The organism is Delftia sp. K82, assembly GCF_002193035.1.
GTDB classification, from domain to species: Bacteria; Pseudomonadota; Gammaproteobacteria; order Burkholderiales; family Burkholderiaceae_C; genus Comamonas; species Comamonas acidovorans.
The window spans coordinates 1900259-1917475 of sequence record NZ_MYFL01000001.1 but is presented as its reverse complement, the minus strand read 5'-3'; the positions used below and the strand labels follow the sequence as shown (position 1 = coordinate 1917475).

Below are 17217 nucleotides of genomic sequence, written 5' to 3'. Positions count from 1 at the left end.
GTGGCATCCTTGATTCCGGGCCGATGTTAGCCAGCGCCGGCCACGCAACCACCCGGCAGGGCTAGCTGTTTACCCTAGGCTGGAGATCCTGCTGCGCCGCCTGCACCAGCTCGGAGAACTGCCGGGCGCTGCCCAGCCGCTCGGCCGCCAGCAGCGCCAGCTTGACCAGAAACAGCTCGGACTGCTGCGGGCCTGCCGCGTCAATGGCCGTGGCCAGTTGGTCGTAGACGGCCTCCAGACCGGCGATATCCAGGGTGCCGGGCGATTCAAGCGTGTCGGGCGATGTGTGTGCTTGGCTCATGCCTGGGCTCCTTGCGTGCAGGTGGCGTTGTCGAGTGCGGATTGCAGGCGTCGCGCATCCAGCGCCAGCCAGCGTGCGCAGACATGCTGGTCGGGCCGCAGCAGGTAGGCGGCGCCAGAAGGTGGATCGGCAGGCACGCCATGGCGTTCGCGGCAGCGGCCCTGACTATCGGAAAGGGTCAGGTCAGCGCCCTGAACTGGCTGCGGCTCCGCCTGGCTGGAGATGGCCACGATGCGCAGGCCCACGCCGCGGCCGCGCACCACGCGGGCAACCTCGCTCAACGCGGGCGGCACGGCCGAGCCATCGGTGAAATACAGCAGGTCGAAGCCGCCACCCAGGTAGTCCAGCAGATAGTCGTCCGGGGCCAGGCACACGTTCTGCGGCGGTGCGCCATGGGCGGGGCCGCCCTTGAACAAATGGTTGTCGTCGTCCCTGCTGTTGAGGGGCGAGCGGGCGTACTCATGGGGGCGAGATGTGCGCCAGTGGTACAGCGGGCGCACGAAGGCCTGGGTGAGCGACAGCGACAGCACCCCATCGCGCAGCAGCCGGAAGCCGCGCGAAGGCGGCGCCATGAAGCGCGTGCTCTTGCCGGCCTCTTCGACAATCTCGCGCGCCGCGCCCACGCGCTCGCTGCTGTAGCTGTCCAGCAAGCGGGCCGGCGCCACGCCGCGCGCCACCAGGGCCAGGCGCCAGGCCAGGGCCTGGGCGTCCTGGAAACCGGTGTTGGCGCCGCGCACCCCGAAGATGGGCAGCAGGTGGGCCGCATCGCCCGTGAAGACCACGCGGCCGTGCACGTAGTCCGGCAAGGTCAGCGCGCGCGCCGAGTAGACCGAGCTCCAGTCCATCTCCCAGGGGGTGCCGCCAAAGCCGATCATCTCCAGTTGCGCGTCGATGCGCGCCTTGAGCGATTCGGGCTGCAGTGCCTGCTGCGGATCTTCGCCCGCAGGCAACTGGTAGTCCACGCGCCAGATGCCATGCGGCTCGCGGTGCATGAGGATGGTGTTGCCGGGGTTCCACACCGGATCGAAGAAGGCCAGGCGCTCGGTGGGCAGCGGCAGGTCGATGCGGATGTCGGCAATCACGAAGCGGCCTTCGTATGACGCCCCTTCCATGACCAGGCCCATGGCCGTGCGTATGCCCGAGCGTGCGCCATCGGCGGCGACCAGCCAGTCGGCTTCCAGCGCGTACGGCCCCTCGGGCGTGTCCACCTGCAGCCGCGCTTTTGCCGCGGCGCCTTCGCCAGCCTGCTCCACCCGCTCCACGCGGTTGCCCCAGCGCAACTCGATCAGCGGATGGGCCAGCACGGCATCGACCAGGTACTCCTCCAGGTACTGCTGCTGCAGGTTGGTCATGGGGAAGAAGCGGTCGTCCTCGCTGTGCGGTGCTTCCATGCGAAACACGCGCTGGCCCCGGTAGAAGGAGTTGCCAAAGCGCCATGGCAGCCCGCTGTCGCTGACCCGCCCGGCCACGCCCACCTGCTGGAGGATCTCCATGGAGCGGCGCGTGAAGACGATGGCGCGGCTGCCTTCGGATACCTGCAGCTCGGACTCCAGCAGCACGCATCGCTGCCCGTGGCGCGCCAGCTCCAGTGCAGTAGTCAGGCCTACCGGCCCCGTTCCGACAATGACGACGGGGTGCCGCTGCACCCCCGGATGCTCCGATGGCAGCCAGGGCCGATGCACCTGGTAGCGGTAGTAGATGGACTGCCTGGGCTGGGCATGGGGCTGGTGCATGGGGGTCTCCGTCGTGCGTCTTGTTCAGGGCGCAGTGTAGGCAGCACCGGCCATGGCGATGTCCCCAGATGGGGACAGACTGCGGCGCCCGGCTCCGGGGCTCAGGACAGCGCCTCGGGTGCCATCAACAAGGCAAACAGCTCACGCTGCCCCTGCACGCCCAGTTTGGCGCAGACCCGCTTGAGATAGGTTCGCGCGCTGGACACGGTGATGCCCAGGCGCTGCGCCAGCCGCTCGGCATCAAGCCCCTCGATCACGCAGCGCACCACGTCCAGATCGCGCTGCGTGAGATGGGCAAAGCGCCCGGCCAGGCGCGCCAGCACCAGCCCCGCCAGATCGTCCTGCAGCGCCTGGCCCGCATAGTGCAGGCGCATGGCCTGCATGACCAGGGGCGCAAAGGCTTCGATGCGTGCGATGGACTGCGCATCAAGGCAGCCGTGCTCCTCGCCCCGGTACAGGTTCACCGCCAGCCACCGCGCGCCAGGCTGCAGGGTCAGCAGCGAGAGCCGCTCCACCAGGCGCGGCAACCCATAGCAGACATGTCGGTACTCGGGATGGCTGACATCGCAGGGGCGCTGGCGGTGCAGCCAGACGCGCGCGGGAGCCTGGGGGTCGCGCTGCTGCCGCGCCAGTTCGGCCTGCATCACGCGCTGTGCGCCGTCGAGCGGATAGAAGCGCTCGCTGTAGTCCTGCGAAATCATGGGCAGCGCCCCCGTGCGTGCCCGGTCGCCAAAACCCACGATGCGCGGCCGCGATCGCCCCTGGAACGAGAAGATGGTGCACTGCGCCAGCGGCACGTGCCGGCCCAGCACATGCAGCAACTGCCCGGCCACCTCGTCGCTGCTGCCGCTGGAGCGGCCCACCTGCTCCAGCAGCGCCGTCACATCGCCCAGGGGCACGGGCAGGCTGGCGTCGCTGGCGGAGGCAGGCGCCAGCAGCCAATGGCTGCGGCCGGTGTCAGTGCTCATGGTTCCTGCAGGAATGCAAAAAGGCCGGCGCTTCGCGCAGCCGGCCTGGGTGGGTAGGTACGTGGAAATTGGAAATGATAAATCCAGCGCAGCGAGGCAAGAGCCTCCTGCGCCTGGTTCGCGGTCTGTCCGCTTGAGGGTCACCGCCTGTCGGCGGGCCGCTGCACGGTCCAGCGGGACTTGATAGCACTGATGCCGCTGCAGGCCCTTGGCCAGGCGGCACCTGCCATCACCATTCGCCGACGTTGCGGATGCGCTGGTCCAGATCCAGAGGAATGCCGCCGCCAGCGGCTTCGTGGTCCTGACCAGCTTGCTCCAGCGCCATGGGCGGGGGACTGAAATGATCGCGGCCAAAGGTGTGTTCGGTGAGAACGGGATCGCGGGAAGGTGGGGTGTTCATGGTTGCGCCTCCTTGACAGAAAGCTTACTGCGAATCTTTCACGATTTCTGTAGGACAAACCTGGATGCAACCCTCTGAAGCTGAAATAACACAAGGTACGCATGCTCACAAATGTGTAGCGCTTCGTAATAAAGGCGTAATGAATCCATGCGCCAAACACCGGGCCAGGGACGATCGGGTAAGCTTGCCGCCCTCCATGCCACAGACACTCCGCGCACCCGCGCACAGCGAACTCATCATCAAGAAAAGCCGCTTCATCGGTTGCGTGCAGCCGATGGCCGACCGCGCCAGTGCCCAGGCGGTGGTCGATGCGCTATGGCGCGAGCACCCCGGCGCCGCCCATGTCTGCTGGGCGCTGCTGGCAGGCGGCCAGTCGGCAGCAGTCGATGACGGCGAGCCCAGCGGCACGGCAGGCCGCCCCATGCTGGACGTGCTGCGCCACCAGGACCTGGAAGGCGTGCTGGCCACCGTGGTGCGCTACTTCGGCGGCGTCAAGCTGGGCGCAGGCGGCCTGGTTCGCGCCTACACCGATGCCGTGGCCCAGGCCCTGCTCACCGCAGAAAAAGTGACACTGCAGCGCATGCAATCGCTGCGCTGCGCCGTGCCCTATGCGCTGGAAGGCCTGGTGCGCCGCGAGATCGATGCGGCAGGCGCCGAGCTGCTCCAGGTCGAGCATGGATCGCTGGTGCAGTTCGATCTGCGCCTGCCGCAGTCGCAGGCCGAAGGCTTTGTGGGCCGCCTCAATGACAGTGGGCAGGGGCGCGTGGGCTGGATGGAAATCCACCCCGGCGAATGAGATGCGCCGGGCTCAAGCAGTTCAACCGGCCACCAGAAACCGCTGCGCCAGCAGCACCCAATAGGCGGCGCCCACGGCGATGTTGTCGTCGTTGAAGTCATAGCCCGGGTTGTGCACCATGCAGGCGCCCTGCTCGCTTCCCTCGCCATTGCCAATCAGCAGATAGCTGCCTGGGACGCGCTGCAGCATGAAGGCGAAGTCTTCGCTGCCCGGCAAGGGCGGCGCCTGCAGCGTGACATGTTCCGGGCCCAGCAGCTCCAGCGCGATCTGGCGCGCGAAGTCCGTCTCCTTGGGTGTGTTGACCAGCACGGCATAGCCGGGTCGCCAGTCGAGTTGCGCCTGTACGCCGAAGCTCTCGGCCTGCGCACTCACCAGGTCGCGAATGCGCTGCTCCAGCAGCCTGCGCACATCGGCATCCAGCGCACGCACGCTCAACTCCAGCGCAGCGCTGTGGGCAATCACGTTGTTGGCCTTGCCCGCATGGATGGCGCCCACGGTCACCACCGCCATCTGCAGCGGATCGATGTTGCGCGAGACGATGGTCTGCAAGGCCATGATGATGCTGGCGGCCGCAACGATGGGGTCGGCCGTGCGGTGCGGCATGGCACCGTGCCCTCCCACGCCGGTGAGGGTGAGCGTGGCGTAGTCGGAGGACGCCATGGCTGCGCCCTCGCGCAGCGCCAGCCGCCCCTGGGGCATGCCCGGCATGTTGTGCATGGCGAAGATGGCGTCGCAGGGGTGGCGCTCGAACAGCCCATCTTCCATCATGCGCAAGGCCCCGCCGCCGCCCTCCTCCGCAGGCTGAAAGATCAGCGTGAGCGTTCCGTCGAAGCCGCCGTGCTCGGCCAGATGCCGGGCCGCTGCCAGCAGCATGGCCGTATGGCCGTCATGCCCGCAGGCATGCATCACGCCGTCATGCGTGCTGGCGTGGGCGAAGGCATTGGTCTCGGCGATGGGCAGGGCGTCCATGTCGGCACGCAGGCCCAGGCGCCGGTGGCCGCTGCCGCGCACCAGCCGCCCCACCACGCCCGTGCCGCCCAGGCCGCGCTCCACCTCGTATCCCCATTGCTCCAGTTGCTGCGCGACCAGGGCGCTGGTGCGGTGTTCCTCGAAGCCGAGCTCGGGGTGCCTGTGGATGTCGCGGCGCACCTCGACGAAGGCTGCGGCCGAGCCGCGCAAAGTGTCCAGAAGGGTGTTCATGTGCGGCATCTCACTGAGGTTGCAGGCGGATGGAGCGGGCAATGCTGCGGTAGCGGGCGGTCTCGGCCTCATAGAACTGCGCGGCTTCGGCCAGCGACATGGGCGCTGCGGCCAGCTGCGTCTGCAGGGCCAGTTGTTCGCGCACACCCGGGTCCTTGAGCATGGCGCCTATCGCCTGGTGCAGCCTTTGCACCACCTCCTGCGGCGTGTCCTTGCGCACCAGAAAACTGGTCCAGGTCTTGTAGGCGAAGTTTTTCAGCTCCCGGCCCTCACGCACCGTGGGCACATTCTTGAGCAGCTCCGATCGCTGCTCCCCCAGCTGGCCCAGGATCTTGAGCCGGCCCTGCTCGGCCAGCGCGCCCATGGCAGCGCTGTAGACGAGCACAGCGAAATCGACCTGTCCGCTGCCTATGTCCTGCAGCAGCGGCGCGTTGCCCTTGTAGGGCGCATGCATGAGTTGTATGCCAGCGTCCTGCTGCACCTTCTCCAGAATCAGGTGGTAGAGCGAGCCAATGCCGACGCTGCCGTAAGACAGCGGCCGGCTGGCGCTTTTGCGGGCCAGTGCGATCAGCTCATCCACGTTGCCGGCTTCCAGGTCCTTGCGGGCGACAAACACCATCACGGCCTCGGCCACGGGATGGACCAGGCGGAAATCCTCCGCCTTGAGCCGCACGGCGGCATTGGCCAGCGGCGACAGGATCACCTCGTTGGGCGAGCCCTGGAAGACGTAGTGCCCGTCGGGCGGAGCGGCCAGCACTTTCTGCGCGGCCATGGCGCCGCTGACGCCGCCCAGGTTCTCCACGATGACCTGCTGGCCCAGGGTCTTGGACAGCGGCACGCTGAAGATGCGGGCAATGGCATCCGAAGGGCCGCCGGCCGGATAGGGAACCATCAGGCTTACGGGCCTGGAGGACGGGCTCTGCGCACAGGCCAGGCCCGCGCTCAGCAGCAGGCCGGCGCCCGTCAGCCAAACGCGCTGGAACAAAAATCTCATCACGTCTCCTTGGTGGATGGCTCCGGCTCGGTCGGCCGGATACGCGGCATCCTAGGAGCCGGGTCATCGAACGTCCAATGCATTGTTGGCTGCATTAGCATGAGTTTCATGCAGACTTCAGGGCGCGAAAAATCATGACGCTGGTGCAGCTCAGGCATCTCATATCGGTGGCGCAGACCGGCTCCTTCAGCCGCTCGGCCGAGGCCATGCATCTGACACAGCCGGCCCTCAGCCGCAGCGTGCGCGCGCTGGAGCAGGAGCTGGGCATACCCTTGTTCGACCGCATCGGCCGCCACAGCGAACTCACAGCCTTCGGCCGCGAGATGCTGGGACGGGCGCGCGCCCTGGTGGCTGAAGCCGACGCGCTGCGTGACAGGGGGCGCCAATTGCGCGAGGGTGCGGCCGGCACCGTGCGTGTGGGCCTGGGATCGGGCCCCGGCGCAATATTGATGACGCCGTTCCTGCAGCACATGACCGTGCACCACCCCGGCGTGCGAACCGAGGTGGCGCGCGGCAGCACCGATCTGCTGGTGCACTCGCTACGCGAGCGCCTGCTCGATGCCCTGGTCGTGGACCTGCGCGCGCTGCGGCCCGCACCCGACCTTGCGCTGGACGTCGTGCACGAAATGCGCGCCGCCTTCATGTGCCGCACCGACCATCCACTGGCCCGCCTGCAGCGGGATCTGCGCTTCGAGGATGTGCAGCGCTACCCCGTCGCCTCCACACCGCTGAGCGACCAGGTAGCCTGGCTGCTGGTGGAGACCTACGGCGCCACGGCCCACCCGGCGCGGTTCGTCACACTGCAGTGCGAGGAGTTGCCCAGCCTCGTGGACGTTGCGCGCAACAGCGACACCGTGCTGCTGGCCGTGCGCGCCATCGCCCCGGACCTGGCCGAATTGCCCATGGACCCGCCCATGCGCAGCACCGCCCGTTTCGGGCTGGTCACGCTGCGTCAGCGCAGCGAAGCGCCGACGCTGGCAATCCTGCGAGGGCTGATGGGAAAGTTGATGGCCGACGATGCCCCTGCGCCGGAACGGGCGCCCAGCCATGGCGGAAGGCTGGGCCGCATGGCATTGCCAGACTGATTTGATACTGGTGATTACCCATCGACTACCCTTAATGCAAAATCGCAAGCCGGGACAACAAGCCATGTCAAATTAAATAGTTTGCACAGCCTGTTTTCAAGGCCTGATTAATGAAATTTCCCAAAGAAATGCCCCAGACAATGAGCAACTGCCAGCCCATCCATTTGCGTTAGCAAAACACTGCCACAAATATGATGGAAGGCAGCTCCAACTGAACCACCATTCGCATACGGGCTGCTATTTCTCAAGTTTACTGGACCATCTTCCGAAAAATAAATATTCTTCGCATGCAGCGCGGAGGAGGACATTAAAACAATAAATACCACCATAGTGGACAATGATTTTTCATATCGAACTCTCATTTCAGCCCCTTTATCTCATCGTTTTCGAATTGATACTGACGACCAGGGAATGCACAGGTTCTGCACAAATGCATGCGTTGCCTGTGGGTGCCTGGAGCGAAAGCTCTCATCGGCCAGTTCGCTGTGGCAAGCCACCATTGCGATATCGCCCCTATTCCCCACAGGTGCATTCATATCGCAAGTATGCTCATACTCTTCTCGCCATCATTAGAAGTGGTAGCAATTTTTCTATATCCAAAGCCATCATGCGATAAAGCAGCTCCTTCGAGTTCGACGAATCGCCCGTTCCCCTGCCCATGATCGGAGACATCATGGAAGTCGAGCCTCCAAAAGCCTGAACTGTATTGGAGGAGGAAAAATTCTCGAATGAAATTCCGTTCGCTTGCACAGCAGGGGCCCAGAGCCCGCACACAACGATTGCCAGTGTGGTTGCAAGTCTTGGATATCGCATCTTCATGGTATTTCCTTTATGCACGTTGTGAGATGAGGCTCCGCCTTCATGGCGTGCACAGGTTCTGCACGAAGGCATGCGAGGCCAATTGCGCGACTTCGCTCCTGCCTGTCATGTAGCAGCCATCCTGGCTCAGTGCCGAGGCCGCACTGTTCTCGCCGCCTGCGAGGGTTCCCTGGTCCACGGTGCCGCCCAAGGGGGTCCAGGTGATGGCGTGCGAACTTCCGTCGGCCAGTTCGCTGTGGCCCGCTACCGTTCCGTTTTCACCGATATCCACCACACGTGCATTCATGCCGCCAGCCAGCGGAGGAATATCGCGGATGACACCGGTCTGGCTGTTCCAGTAATAGGGCATGCTGCGCCCGTCTGCCATCTGGTAGTGCCCAATCACCTCGCCGAGGATGTTGAGATCGACGCCGCTGTTTCGCGCGGGCGGGGACGATATGGACAGCACCTGCGGACTGGAGGACGAGTTGAGCCAGACGACGGTGCGTCCACCTTGGGCACCAAAATCGCAGTAGCCCATGATGCGGGTATTGACGACGGTCTTTGCGCGGCAGAAGACGGCATTGAGAGGCAGGTTCAGGGCCGTGGCCATATAGCCGCCCAGGACTGCGGCAGACCAATAGACTGGACGCGGATGCCCGCTGTTGTCGGGACAGTTGCCCACGATGCCCGGCATGTTGCCGCCCACCACGAAATTGTCCACATCGGACGGCATGCAGTTGGTGCTGTTCAGACCCAGCAGGCCCGCCGGCAGCGCGCGTGCCGTGGTTTCATTGTTGCGCCACATGACAGGGCGGGCCGTGTTGCTGCCGCTCAGGCTGACGCCTGCCACATAGCCGCCCTGGTTGAATGCCGTGGGCATGCTGCGCACATCGAGCGTCAGCGGCTGCAGTGTCTGCACCGTGGCCGGCGTGGCCGCATTCCAGAACACCCCCACGGACACCGAATTGCCGTCCAGGCAGCTGCCCACCACCTGGCCGCTGTTGGTGATGGCCGCCGCGTTGCAGTTGCGCCCCGGCGACAGGCGCACAAGGTCTGCCGCACTGCCCGGCGCCAGCGACACGAAGCCTGCGGACGAGCCGTCGCTCTCTGCACAGGCGCCCACGACATGGCCGCTGTTGTTGATGTCCAGGCCCACGCATTGCGGGCCTGCCGACGTGCCCACGTCCTGCATGGGCAGGGCCTGCGCGGCCGGCAGTGCCAGCAACGCAAGGCACGCCGCGGAAAAATTCAAATGCTTTGGCTGAAGGCGCATGAGGGGTTCTCCTGAAAAAGCAAAGAAGTCGTTCATGGAAATCGGGCGCCGAACAGGAAATCCGCATGGGGCTTGGCATATGCGTGCCGGTGCAGACGCTATTTCCGTGATCCGCATCCCGGCCCCACGATAGGCATCGCGGTATGGAGCCGTCCATCCGAGCAGCAATCAAAACAACAAAAACAATCAACAAAATCAAAAGCTTGCACAAGAATCCCCCATCAATAATTGTCTCATCGGCATCCGGGATTCAGGTCATGCCACAGCGCAGCGCCATATGAATGGGAGCTTTCCATGGCAATCACACACTGCCTGACGTCCGACAGCGCATGGCCGAATGGCGCAATTCGCCGCCGCTGGAGTCCCGCAGAACTGCTTGCACTCGAACGCTGGGCCGGCGTCCTGCCCGTGCAGGTGATCTGCCGCCGACTGGACCGCAGCGAACGCTCCGTTCGCTGCCAGATGCACAGGCGCGGCCTGAGCACCCGGGTCCGCGAGGGCGTCGGGCTGCGGCAGGTCTGCGAGGATCTGCAGCTGTCCGCACGGTCGGTGAAGGCCTTCATCCTTGATGGCCGCCTGCGCCTGCACAGCGCACAGGTGCATGGTGCGGTGGTGGCGCAGCTTCATTGGTCCCTGCGCCGCTGGCTGCAGACGGCGCAAAGCCGCTTGTGCCGTGTCAGCCATTTGAGAGTTACCGAGACATCTCTCAGGCGCTTTGCGCGGGAAGCGGATTTCGGCGCATCAGGCAGCCGCACGGACGCGGCATGGCAACACTGGGCATCCGGCTAGTCCCTGCGCGGCACGGGCCGGCCCTGAATGTCCAGCAGCGGTTTCGGCCCTTCGCCTACGACTGCCGCGAGCGCCAGCATGCAGACTGGCACGCATGTCCCATGGCAGGCGAGGCAGTCATCTCGACCATCTGCCGGCACTTCAGTCGGCACTCCCGTCGGCACATCCACCGGCAGCGGAGACCTCCACGGGACCTGGTGCCACAGTCAAAGGAATCAGACAGCATGAAAAACCCACCCACCACCGCCCTCGACGTGATCATCGTCGGTGCCGGCTCGGCCGGACTGTCGGCGCTGCGCGAGGTGCGCAAGCACACGGAGCATTTCGCCATCGTCAACGACGGACCCTGGGGAACGACCTGCGCGCGGGTGGGATGCATGCCGTCCAAGCTCCTGATCGAGGCGGCCAACGCCTTCCATGCACGCCATCACTTCGATACCTTCGGCATACGCGGCGCGAGCGGGCTGCAGCTGGACCTGCCCGCCGTTTTGCGCCGCGTGCGCAAGCTGCGCGACGAGTTCGTGGCAAGCACGATCAAGGCCACGGAGGGCCTGGGCTGGCGGGCCATCGACGGGCGTGCCAGGCTGCTTGCAGCCAATAGGATCGAGGTCAACGGCAAGGTGCTGGCTGCGCGCAAGCTCATCCTCGCTCCGGGCTCCAGCCCCGTGGTGCCGGAGGAATGGAAGCGCTTTGGCAAGCGCATCCTGACCACCGATACCTTGTTCGAACGCAAGACGCTGGGCCCGCGCGTGGCCGTCGTCGGCCTGGGTCCGCTGGGCGTGGAGATTGCACAGGCGCTGGCACGGCTGGGACTGGAGGTCACCGCACTGGGACGCGGCCCGAAGCTTGCCGGCCTGTCCGACCCGAATGTCACCGACGCATTGCGGCATCTGCTTGAGAAAGAGATGACGGTGATCACCGACCATGAAGTGCAGTTGAGCAAGGGCCCGGACAGCAGCATCGTCGTGCGTGCAGGCGACACCCGCATCGTCGTGGACCATGTGGTGGCCGCCATGGGCCGGCGCCCGCAGTTGGAAGGCCTGGGCCTTGAGACACTGGGGCTTGAGCTGGACGAGCACGGGCAGCCGCCCGTGAGCCGGCAGACACTGCAAGTCGGCGAGCTGCCGCTGTTCCTCGCGGGCGATGCCAATGGCGACCGCCCCTTGTTGCATGAGGCCGTGGACGAAGGCCATATCGCCGGCACCAACGCCATGGCAGAGAACGTGGCCTGCTTCGAGCGGCGCGCGCCGCTGTCCATCGTCTTCAGCTCCCCCAACGCGGCTGTCGTGGGCCAGCCCATGAAGGCGCTGCTGGGTCAGGACTTTGTGGTGGGCCGCGTGGATTTCGCGCACCAGGGGCGTGCGCGCGCTGCGCAGCGCAACGCGGGCCTGCTTCACGTCTATGCGGACCCGGCCAGCGGCCTGCTGCTGGGCGCGGAAATGTGCGCACCGGGCGGCGAGCATCTGGCCCATCTGCTGGCCCTGGCCGTACAGCAGCAACTGACCGTGCACGAGTTGCTGCGTGCGCCCTTCTACCACCCCGTGCTTGAAGAGGGCCTGCGCACCGCCCTGCGCGACGCGGTACGGCAGTTGCGCGAGCCGCCGCCGTCCGACCTGGGCAACTGCGATTCTTTGCCCATGGACGATTGATCGCGCGCGGCCCAGGGCCGCACGCGGATCAAGCCTGGGGCGCGCTCTGCGGTGCGCTTCCTTCCGACAGCGTCCACCCGCCATTGCCATCGACCGCCAACGCGTGGGTATGAAAACCCGCCAGCGTGCTGCGGTGGCCCACGCTCACCAGCATGGTCGAGCGCATCTGCTCGCGCAGCAGGGTGTACAGCGCATGCTCCAGGCCCTCGTCCATGGCCGAGGTGGATTCATCGAGAAAGACGATGGCGGGCCGGTTGAACAGCACGCGGGCAAAGGCCAGGCGCTGCTGCTCGCCAATCGACAGGATGCGGGACCAATCCTGGTTGACATCCAGCTTGTCGGCCAGATGGGCCAGGCTGACCTGGCGCAGTGCCTGCCGCAGCCGCTCGTCGTCCTGCGGCGATGCATCGGCGGGATAGGCAATGGCCGTGCGCAGGTCACCCAGCGGCAGATACGGACGCTGAGACAGGAACAGCGCCTGGTGGCCGCCCGGGCGGCCCACCGTGCCTTCGGCATGCGGCCACAGGCCGGCAATGGACCGCAGCAAGGTGGTCTTGCCGCTTCCCGAAGGCCCCTTGATCAGCAGCGCCTGGCCGGGAATGAGCTTCAGTTGCAGGCCGCTGAGCAAGTGGTGGCCATCAGGGCGGCTGACCTGCAGGTCCTCGATGTCCAGGGCGCCGGGTTGCTCTCTGTGGACGACCTGGGGCAGTTCGCGGGTCTGTGCATTGGCATCCAGAAAGCCGCACAGGCGGTCCAGCGCAGCGCGGTACTGGGCGAAGGTGTCGTAGGAGGTTCGGAAGAAGGACAGCGCATCCTGCACCTGCCCAAAGGCCTGCGAGGTCTGCATCACATCACCGAGCTTGATGGCACCGCTGAAAAAGCGCGGCGCCTGCAGCAGAAAGGGAAAGACCACGGCCACCTGGTTGACGGTGAGGTTGAAGCCGTCGAACTTCAGGCTGCGGTAGACCAGGGCCCAGACATTGGCGATCAATGCCGAGAAGCGCGTCAAAAGCGTGTTGCGTTCGATGGCCGCGCCCTGGTAGAAGGCGATGTTCTCCGCATATTCGCGCACGCGCACCAGGGCGTAGCGGAAGTTGGCGGTCAGCCTCTCGTTCAGGAAGTTCAGGCGGATCAGCGGCTGGCCCAGGCGAAAGGCGATCAGCGTGGCGATGATCACATAGACGTAGACCGCAAAGACCATGGCCCGCGGAACCTCCACGCCCGCCACCGCAATGGGCGCGGACAGCCCCCAGAGAATGCCCGTGAACGCCACCAGCGAGACCACGGCGCTGACGGCACCCAGCGCCAGGGTCAGCGAGTTCGAGACAAAGGTGTTCACATCCAGCTCGATGCGCTGGTCGGGGTTGTCCACCGGCTCGTCCAGGAAGTGGCTGCGGTAGTAGGCGTCGCCGCGCATCCAGTCGCTGGTCACGCGCTCATTGAGCCAGACCCGCCAGCGGATGCGGAACGCCTGGTTCACGTAGTAGTTGAACAGCTCGCGCATCACATGGATGGTGGCCAGCACCGCGAAGATGCCCAAGAATCGCCAAAAGCCCTTCTGGTCCAGTTCCTGCAGCGCGCTGTAGAAGCCGTTGTACCAAAAGGAGAACAGCACGTTCATGCGCACCGAGACCAGGGCCAGCACCAGCAGCAGCATGAACACCAGCAGCGGCCACCAGCTGTTTCTGGGGTGCAGGAACGGGCCGGCCAGCTGCCAGAACTGCCGACCCCAGCGGGTGAATCGAACCACCAGCAGCGCCACGGCCGCGAAAGCCACGACGGTGATCACTGAGGCCGCCGCCAGCCAGACCAGGCTTTCCTGCAGCGCCTTGCTCCAATCCATGTCCATGTCGGAGATCCTCGGGTTGTGTGGGTGGAGAGAATCTACTCCTGTTCAGACAGGCCGGCGGGCAGGCCTGGGTGCATGCCGGCAGCAAGCCATCTGCGCTTGCAATGCCCCCATCGCCGTTGCCGATGGGGCCGCTGCCGACGAGGCCGCTGCGCAGGATTAATATTCCGTGCGTGCCACCCCGAGGCAGGCACGGAGACAGGATCGGCCCGCACGGTTCCACCCCATGACAACAGCGATGCCGTCCCCGGGCCCTGCCCGGGCGGCCCAGACATAAGCCAGAACATGCCCGCATCGCCGCCCCAGGCTTCCCCGCCACACGACACCGCCGATGCGCCTGCCCAGCGCCCCGCCCCCGCCAACCTGCGCGACCTGTTCTGGTCCTTCACCTGGCTGGCCCTGCAGGGCTTTGGCGGCGTGCTGGCCGTGGTGCAGCGCGAGCTGGTCGAGAAAAAGCGCTGGCTGACCAACGACGAGTTCGTGGAGGACTGGGCCGTGGCCCAGATCATGCCCGGGCCCAATGTGGTCAACCTGTCCATCACCATTGGCGAGCGCTACTTCGGCTGGCGTGGCGCCGTGGTGGCCGTGTGCGGGATGCTGTGCTTTCCCATGCTGCTGGTGCTGACGCTGACCGTGATCTATTCGCAGCTGGCCGACCACCCCGCCATGGCCGGGGCGCTGCGCGGCATGGGCGCCGTCGCGGCCGGCCTGGTGGCGGGCATGGGGCTGAAGCTGACCAGCACGCTGAGCCGCCACCCGCTGGGGCGCTGGTGCAGCGCGGCCCTGGCGCTGGCCTCGTTCATTGCCATGGCCGTGCTGCGCGTGCCGCTGGCCTGGGTGCTGCTGGTGGTCGGCGGTGCCGGCTGCGTGCTGACCTGGAGAAAGCTCGCCCCATGAACGCCGCCCACCAGATCGCCCTGAACCTGCAGCCCGCCGACTGGCTGCAGTTGCTGCTGTATTTCCTGACGCTGTCGCTGATGGCCGTGGGCGGCGCCATTGCCACTGCGCCCGACATGCACCGTTTCCTGGTCGATGGCCACGGCTGGCTCAGCGAGGCGCAGTTCAGCAGCTCCATCGCCATCGCCCAGGCGGCGCCCGGGCCCAATGTTCTCTTCATCGCCCTGCTGGGCTGGAACCTGGGCCTGAACGCGGGCGGGGGCACCGGGCCGCTGGCATGGACCTTTGGCGCGCTGGGCGTGACCATCTGCATGGTCGGCATCCTGCTGCCCAGCTCCCTGCTGGCCTGGCAGGCCTCGCGCTGGGGCCAGCGCAACAAGAACCGGCGCGGCGTGCGTGCCTTCAAGCAGGGCATGGGACCGCTGGTCATCGGGCTGCTGCTGGCCACGGGCTGGCTGCTGGGCAGCGCCAGCGGCCGCCCGGCCCAGGACTGGCGCCTTTGGCTGCTGACCCTGGCCTGCGCCCTGCTGGTGTGGCGCACGCGCATCCACCTGCTGTGGCTGCTGGGCGCGGGCGCGCTGCTGGGTGCGCTGGGCTGGATCTGAGAGGTCCTGAGGACTACCCTGGTTTTTTCGTCAAAAGGAGCCGTACATGGCGCAAGCCCCTTCCCTCCGTTCCCTGGGCCGCAGCGGCCTGCAGGTCTCGCCGCTGTGCTTTGGCGGCAATGTCTTCGGCTGGACCGTGGACGAGGCCACGTCGTTCTCGCTGCTCGACGCCTGGCTGGATGCCGGCATGAACTTCATCGACACGGCCGACGTGTACTCGCGCTGGGCGCCGGGCCATGCGGGCGGCGAGTCGGAGACCGTGATCGGCAAATGGCTCAGGCGCAGCGGACGGCGCGCCGACATCGTGCTGGCCACCAAGGTCGGCAAGGACATGGGCGAGGGCCGGGTGGGCCTGCGCCCCGAGTACATCCGCCAGGCCGTGGATGCCTCGCTGCAGCGCCTGCAGACGGACTACATCGACCTGTACCAGTCGCATGACGACGACGCCAGCGTGCCGCTGGCCGATACCCTGGGCGCCTTTGCCGACCTGATTGCCGCAGGCAAGGTGCGGGCCATTGGCGCCTCCAACCACAGCGCACCGCGCCTGGCCGAGGCCCTGCGCACCAGCGCCGAGCTGGGCCTGCCGCGCTACGAGAGCCTGCAGCCGCTGTACAACCTGTACGACCGCGCCGTGCTGGAACGCGATCTGGCGCCGCTGTGCGCGGCCGAGCAGGTAGGCATCATCAACTTCTATGCACTGGCAGCAGGTTTTCTGACGGGCAAGTACCGCAGCAGCGAAGACGCAGCCAAGAGTGCGCGCGGCGGCAAGACCGTGGCCACCTACCTGAACCCGCGCGGCCTGCGCATTGTGCAAGCCCTGGACGCCGTGGCTGCGCGCCTGAACAGCCAGCCCGCGTGCGTGGCCCTGGCCTGGCAGATGCAGCGCCCGTTTGTGACTTCGCCCATCGCAAGCGCGACCTCGCTGGCCCAGTTGCAGCAACTGGTGGAGGCCACGCGCCTGCAGCTGTCGGCTCAGGACGTGGCCGAACTCAACCAGGCCAGTCAGGAAGAAGGCGCAAGGGACTGACCTGCGCAGGCGAGGGCAGCCTGCCCGCCCTGGCCCGGGGCCTCTCAGCCAGCCAGCAGCGCGGGCAGGATCTGGGCCGATGGGCCGCGCAGGCACTGGTGCGCTGCGTCATCCAGCTCGGAAGGCGCCGGGTTGATGACGGCCACGTGCGCGCCTGCCCGGCGCGCGATTCGGGCCAGCCCCGCGGCCGGATACACGGCGCCCGAGGTGCCGACCACCAGCAGCACCTCGCAGCGCTGCACGGCAGCCTCGGCGGCCTGCCATACGCCCATGGGCAGGGACTCGCCGAACCAGACCACGCCCGGGCGCACCAGGTTGCCGCAAACAGGGCACTGCGGAGGCTCGCCAGGGTTCAGCCCTGCCAGGTCGCAGCAGGCGCGGGGCCGCTCGAGCCAGCGGTCGCGCATCAACTCGCCATGCAGGCACAGCACGCCGGGGCTGCCCGCGCGCTGGTGCAGGCCATCCACGTTCTGCGTGACCAGGGTCATGCGGCCCGGGTGCTGCAAGGCCCACTGCGCCAGCGCATGGTGGCCTGCATTGGGCTGCACTGCCGCCACGGCCTCGCGCCGGTGCGCATACCACTGCCACACGCGCTGCGGATGGGCGCGAAAGCCCGCCTCGCTGGCCATGTCCTGCGGGTTGAACTGTGCCCAATAGCTGTTCTTGTCATCGCGGAACGTGGGCACGCCGGACTCGGCACTGACGCCTGCGCCCGTGAGCACGGCGATGTGCGCTGCATGCGCGATGCGCTCACGCAGCTCGTGCAGCTCGTGCAGCTCACCCTGGCCGGGCAGTTCAGCGGCAGCCGCAGGCAGCGAAGCGGGGGAAGGTTCGTCGGGCATCGGAGGGC

Annotated in this window: 17 protein-coding genes; 7 read left to right on the top strand and 10 right to left on the bottom strand. The window is 66.5% G+C overall.

Annotation, left to right across the window (positions count from 1 at the left end):
- Positions 1-61 precede the first annotated feature (61 nt).
- The 4 genes from KDK82_RS08370 to KDK82_RS32670 form a co-directional block, all read right to left on the bottom strand.
- Positions 62-301 carry a hypothetical protein gene (locus KDK82_RS08370; protein ID WP_013802204.1) on the bottom strand — a complete coding sequence of 80 codons (240 nt, stop codon included), beginning with the start codon at positions 299-301 and terminating at the stop codon, positions 62-64.
- Positions 298-2034 carry an FAD-dependent monooxygenase gene (locus tag KDK82_RS08365; protein WP_088164538.1) on the bottom strand — a complete coding sequence of 579 codons (1737 nt, stop codon included), beginning with the start codon at positions 2032-2034 and terminating at the stop codon, positions 298-300. The genes KDK82_RS08370 and KDK82_RS08365 overlap by 4 nt, the downstream gene beginning before the upstream one ends.
- Positions 2035-2135: 101 nt before the next feature.
- Positions 2136-3002, bottom strand: a complete 867-nt coding sequence (locus tag KDK82_RS08360; protein WP_088164537.1) for a helix-turn-helix transcriptional regulator — start codon at positions 3000-3002, stop codon at positions 2136-2138.
- A gap of 229 nt (positions 3003-3231) precedes the next feature.
- The gene (locus KDK82_RS32670) at positions 3232-3402 is read right to left on the bottom strand and encodes a hypothetical protein (RefSeq protein WP_012205835.1); all 171 of its coding nucleotides are present in this window, start codon (positions 3400-3402) and stop codon (positions 3232-3234) included.
- A 196-nt stretch (positions 3403-3598) separates the two neighbouring features.
- Between KDK82_RS32670 and KDK82_RS08355 the strand changes: the two genes are divergently transcribed.
- Positions 3599-4198 (top strand): YigZ family protein, encoded by a 600-nt coding sequence (locus KDK82_RS08355; RefSeq protein ID WP_088164536.1) that lies wholly within the window; start codon positions 3599-3601, stop codon positions 4196-4198.
- Between the two features lie 21 nt (positions 4199-4219).
- Here KDK82_RS08355 and KDK82_RS08350 read toward each other — a convergent pair whose 3' ends face one another.
- Positions 4220-5398, bottom strand: coding sequence for a M20 aminoacylase family protein (locus KDK82_RS08350; protein ID WP_088165468.1), 1179 nt, complete (start codon positions 5396-5398; stop codon positions 4220-4222).
- Positions 5399-5408: 10 nt separating this feature from the next.
- Complete coding sequence (locus KDK82_RS08345) at positions 5409-6392, bottom strand: tripartite tricarboxylate transporter substrate binding protein (protein WP_016447137.1); 984 nt, start codon at positions 6390-6392, stop codon at positions 5409-5411.
- A 134-nt stretch (positions 6393-6526) separates the two neighbouring features.
- Here KDK82_RS08345 and KDK82_RS08340 point away from each other — a divergent pair, with 134 nt between their 5' ends.
- Positions 6527-7477, top strand: a complete 951-nt coding sequence (locus KDK82_RS08340) for a LysR family transcriptional regulator (RefSeq protein WP_088164535.1) — start codon at positions 6527-6529, stop codon at positions 7475-7477.
- 549 nt (positions 7478-8026) lie between these two features.
- Here KDK82_RS08340 and KDK82_RS31835 read toward each other — a convergent pair.
- Positions 8027-8296 (bottom strand): hypothetical protein, encoded by a 270-nt coding sequence (locus KDK82_RS31835; RefSeq protein WP_143343410.1) that lies wholly within the window; start codon positions 8294-8296, stop codon positions 8027-8029.
- Positions 8297-8336: 40 nt separating this feature from the next.
- Complete coding sequence (locus KDK82_RS08335; RefSeq protein ID WP_088165467.1) at positions 8337-9551, bottom strand: HAF repeat-containing protein; 1215 nt, start codon at positions 9549-9551, stop codon at positions 8337-8339.
- Between the two features lie 294 nt (positions 9552-9845).
- On the opposite strand from KDK82_RS08335, the gene KDK82_RS08330 reads away from it, so the two are divergent.
- Complete coding sequence (locus KDK82_RS08330) at positions 9846-10340, top strand: hypothetical protein (protein ID WP_088164534.1); 495 nt, start codon at positions 9846-9848, stop codon at positions 10338-10340.
- 224 nt (positions 10341-10564) lie between these two features.
- Positions 10565-11989, top strand: coding sequence for a dihydrolipoyl dehydrogenase (locus KDK82_RS08325; protein WP_088164533.1), 1425 nt, complete (start codon positions 10565-10567; stop codon positions 11987-11989).
- A gap of 28 nt (positions 11990-12017) precedes the next feature.
- Here the strand turns inward: KDK82_RS08325 and KDK82_RS08320 are convergent, their stop codons facing one another.
- On the bottom strand, positions 12018-13838 hold the full coding sequence (locus tag KDK82_RS08320) for an ABC transporter ATP-binding protein/permease (RefSeq protein ID WP_088164532.1): 1821 nt from the start codon (positions 13836-13838) through the stop codon (positions 12018-12020).
- Between the two features lie 285 nt (positions 13839-14123).
- Between KDK82_RS08320 and KDK82_RS08315 the strand changes: the two genes are divergently transcribed.
- From KDK82_RS08315 to KDK82_RS08305, 3 genes are read left to right on the top strand one after another with little or no spacing between them, the layout of a single operon-like run.
- Positions 14124-14735, top strand: coding sequence for a chromate transporter (locus tag KDK82_RS08315; protein WP_013802193.1), 612 nt, complete (start codon positions 14124-14126; stop codon positions 14733-14735).
- The gene (locus KDK82_RS08310) at positions 14732-15340 is read left to right on the top strand and encodes a chromate transporter (RefSeq protein WP_013802192.1); all 609 of its coding nucleotides are present in this window, start codon (positions 14732-14734) and stop codon (positions 15338-15340) included. The genes KDK82_RS08315 and KDK82_RS08310 overlap by 4 nt, the downstream gene beginning before the upstream one ends.
- Positions 15341-15386: 46 nt before the next feature.
- On the top strand, positions 15387-16367 hold the full coding sequence (locus tag KDK82_RS08305) for an aldo/keto reductase (protein WP_088164531.1): 981 nt from the start codon (positions 15387-15389) through the stop codon (positions 16365-16367).
- A gap of 44 nt (positions 16368-16411) precedes the next feature.
- Here the strand turns inward: KDK82_RS08305 and KDK82_RS08300 are convergent, their stop codons facing one another.
- Positions 16412-17209, bottom strand: a complete 798-nt coding sequence (locus tag KDK82_RS08300; RefSeq protein WP_256974411.1) for an NAD-dependent deacylase — start codon at positions 17207-17209, stop codon at positions 16412-16414.
- Between the last annotated feature and the right edge of the window lie 8 nt (positions 17210-17217).